Source organism: Providencia sp. PROV122 (genome assembly GCF_028482365.1).
Taxonomy (GTDB): Bacteria; Pseudomonadota; Gammaproteobacteria; order Enterobacterales; family Enterobacteriaceae; genus Providencia; species Providencia stuartii.
The window spans coordinates 1-2,758 of sequence record NZ_JAMPQI010000072.1 but is presented as its reverse complement, the minus strand read 5'-3'; the positions used below and the strand labels follow the sequence as shown (position 1 = coordinate 2,758).

General features: G+C 46.6%; 2 protein-coding genes and 1 pseudogene. 2 read left to right on the top strand and 1 reads right to left on the bottom strand.

Translation table 11 applies throughout. The annotated features are described in order from the left end of the window. Window positions 1–419 (bottom strand): annotated as a pseudogene (locus PSE69_RS19755) (IS5 family transposase); the annotation flags it as partial. A 192-nt stretch (window positions 420–611) separates the two neighbouring features. Here PSE69_RS19755 and PSE69_RS19750 point away from each other — a divergent pair. Further along, window positions 612–1,712, top strand: a complete 1,101-nt coding sequence (locus tag PSE69_RS19750) for a hypothetical protein (protein WP_272675347.1) — start codon at window positions 612–614, stop codon at window positions 1,710–1,712. Window positions 1,713–1,957: 245 nt separating this feature from the next. Then, the coding region (locus tag PSE69_RS19745) for a type VI secretion system Vgr family protein (RefSeq protein WP_442958720.1) at window positions 1,958–2,758 on the top strand (801 nt) is incomplete at its 3' end.

Sequence of the window (2,758 nt, the reverse complement as noted above, 5' to 3'; positions counted from 1 at the left end):
CGTATTTGCTCCGGCTACAACCAGTGCAAGCGGAAGCCCATTCGCGTCAGTCATCAGACTGCGCTTTACGCCCTGTTTCCCACGGTCTGTAGGGTTCCGGCCTGTTTTTTTGAGCCTGCCAGGGGGGATTTTGTCATACAACCATCAATCGACAGCCACGACCAGTCAATAGCGTCCAACTGTTCGCTGGCAAGCAACCCGTTTTGCCAGAAGCGTTCAAATACGCCAGCATCCCGCCACTCCTGAAATCGTCGGTGAGCAGAGCTTGACGAGCATATACCGGTGGCATTCAGCGCATTCCACTGGCAACCCGTCCTGAGTACGAAGAAGATGGCGTTCATTGCAGCGCGATTATCAACCCGCTTGCGGTGAGTACCCAGAGGATGGTGAGTTTTATGCTCCGGAATCAGTGGAGCCATTTTCTCCCAGAGTCCATCACTGATCTGCCACTTGTTGCCCGTCACGCTTCGCCCTCAGAAATTATCATTATGTATTATCTGACAATTCCTTTTGGGATAGGTTCTAAGTAATAAGGATTTATGAATGCTAGTCAAATGTAAAAATATCGGTTAAGTTGACTAATAAGATCACGAGTCACTCTTAACAGATCAATGATGACATTAATTAAATTACCCGAAAAAGCCGGCTTTGCTCTACGCCATGCGCCGCCGGAACAACAGCGTGCTTTTCTTGCTGTGATTGAGAGTTGGCCCAGTAATGTGGGGCAAAGTACCCAAGCCTATTCTGAACAGCTTAAGGCCAAAATCGCCCAAATCGTGGCGGTCTGGGGGGGGGTATGGCTTAACCCTGAAGAGGGCAACCAAAAGCTGAAACTGCAATGTACACAAGGCCACCTGATTAACACTCGCCCATTCTACTTACGCCAAGGTGTGTGGTGCACAGGGTGTTATGTTGAAAGCCTACGTGATTCTCTTCACTCGATGCAGGCGTTAGCCGCTAAACGTAAAGGCGTTTGTCTATCCTCCGAATACCTGAATTCACGCAGTAAACTCTTATGGCAATGTGAGCAAGGGCACATTTGGGAAGCCACCTCCGATTTTGTCAAAGCAGGAAATTGGTGTTCGATTTGTTATCTACAGCACAAGAACGCGAATTATCTCAACAAAATAAAACGTATTGCTGAACAACACGGAGGTAAATGCTTGTCTGACGTGTATGTTAACACGAAAACCAAGCTCAAGTTTCGTTGTGCGAAAGGGCATGAATGGGAAACTACGCCACAGATTATTGGTAATGCGAAAGGGTCTTGGTGCCCTGAGTGTAAACATGATAGCCAACGAGGCACGCTTGAAGAACTTCAAGCTATCGCGGCAGAGCGAGGTGGACGCTGCTTAGCAGCGGTGTTTGTTTCGGTAAACCATAAAGTGGCATGGCAGTGTGAACAAGGCCACGTTTGGGAAGCGGAGCCCAGTCGTATCAAATCAGGCAGTTGGTGTAAGTCATGTGCACATACGGGCTTACGATTGACGATTGAAGAGATGCAACAACTGGCGATATCGCGGGGTGGGAAGTGCTTGTCAACTGAATACTTGAACAGTAGGACAAAACTACGTTGGCAATGTGCATTAGGGCATGTCTGGGAAGCGACACCTGCTCATGTAAAAATGACGACATGGTGCCCTGAGTGTTTTTATTTATCACAATGTCGCAGTGATAAGACGCGGAAAAAATACTTACCGAGCAAAAAATAACGATTGGATGCCCTTTTATTCTTTTATGGATGTGATTTAGTGCGGTCTTTCTACGTCAGTAATGCGTATTTACAAATGGTTACCTTTGAATATTTACAGGGAATTAATAAGATTTTATGATGTAAAGTCTAAGATTATAGCTTGTTTTAATGTGATTAAACACAAATCTTTAAACGATTATTTTATTCCATTGTGAATGATGAGGGCGTGTTGACTATTCTAGGCCCTTCAGTACGGAGCTGATTATGTACAGTAAAGACCCGAAACGCCCTTCAATGTCACCGGTTTCAGCGAAGCAAACGATTGAAACGGCGCAACGCGCTATGTGGCAGAATGCGAATTACGATTCCTACCTTGAACTGTCTGAGATAGCACGATCTGCTCTGCGCAGTGCACTAGGGCTCAATCCAGAGCCCAGTGGCTTGGTGTTTACGTGTCAAATAGGCTCATTGCTACCGGGAACGTTACAAGTCACCGAATTTAGTTTAACGGAAGCGCTGTCTTCCTTGTTTAGCTTAAGCATCAATGCGGTCAGTTTAGAACCGAGTCTTGATTTTCAAGCGCATTTAGGGCAAGTCGCCTCACTGACCGTCAAGCGTGATGGTCAGGTTGAACGGGTCATTACGGGCATTTTAGCGGAAGCCGTTCAAGGGAATTCAGATGGCGTGAAAACGTGGTATCAGTTTGTCATCCGCCCTGAAATGTGGATTATGACCCTCAAGCAAGATAGCCGCATTTTTCAAGACACTACGGTACCGAAGATATTAGAAACCTTGCTTAATGAGTCACACGTTAAGCACGATAAACTGCTTTATCATCCTGAAGAGCACCTCGAACGCCCTTATACCACGCAAAAGCGTGAAACGATGTATGATTTCTGGTGTCGTCTCGCGGCGGAAGAGGGAATTACCTTTTGGTTTGAAGAGGGCCCTCAGATGTTCTACAGTGACCGTCGTTTGGGGATGAAAGCGGGGATCCATTTAACTTATAATCCCCAATCAGAAACCGATATTACCGACAGCACGGTCACCGCATGGCGTTATGCA

Bases quoted from the DNA above. Each gene is read 5' to 3' on its own strand.
- PSE69_RS19750 (WP_272675347.1), top strand. From the start codon at position 612: ATGATGACATTAATTAAATTACCCGAAAAAGCCGGCTTTGCTCTACGC.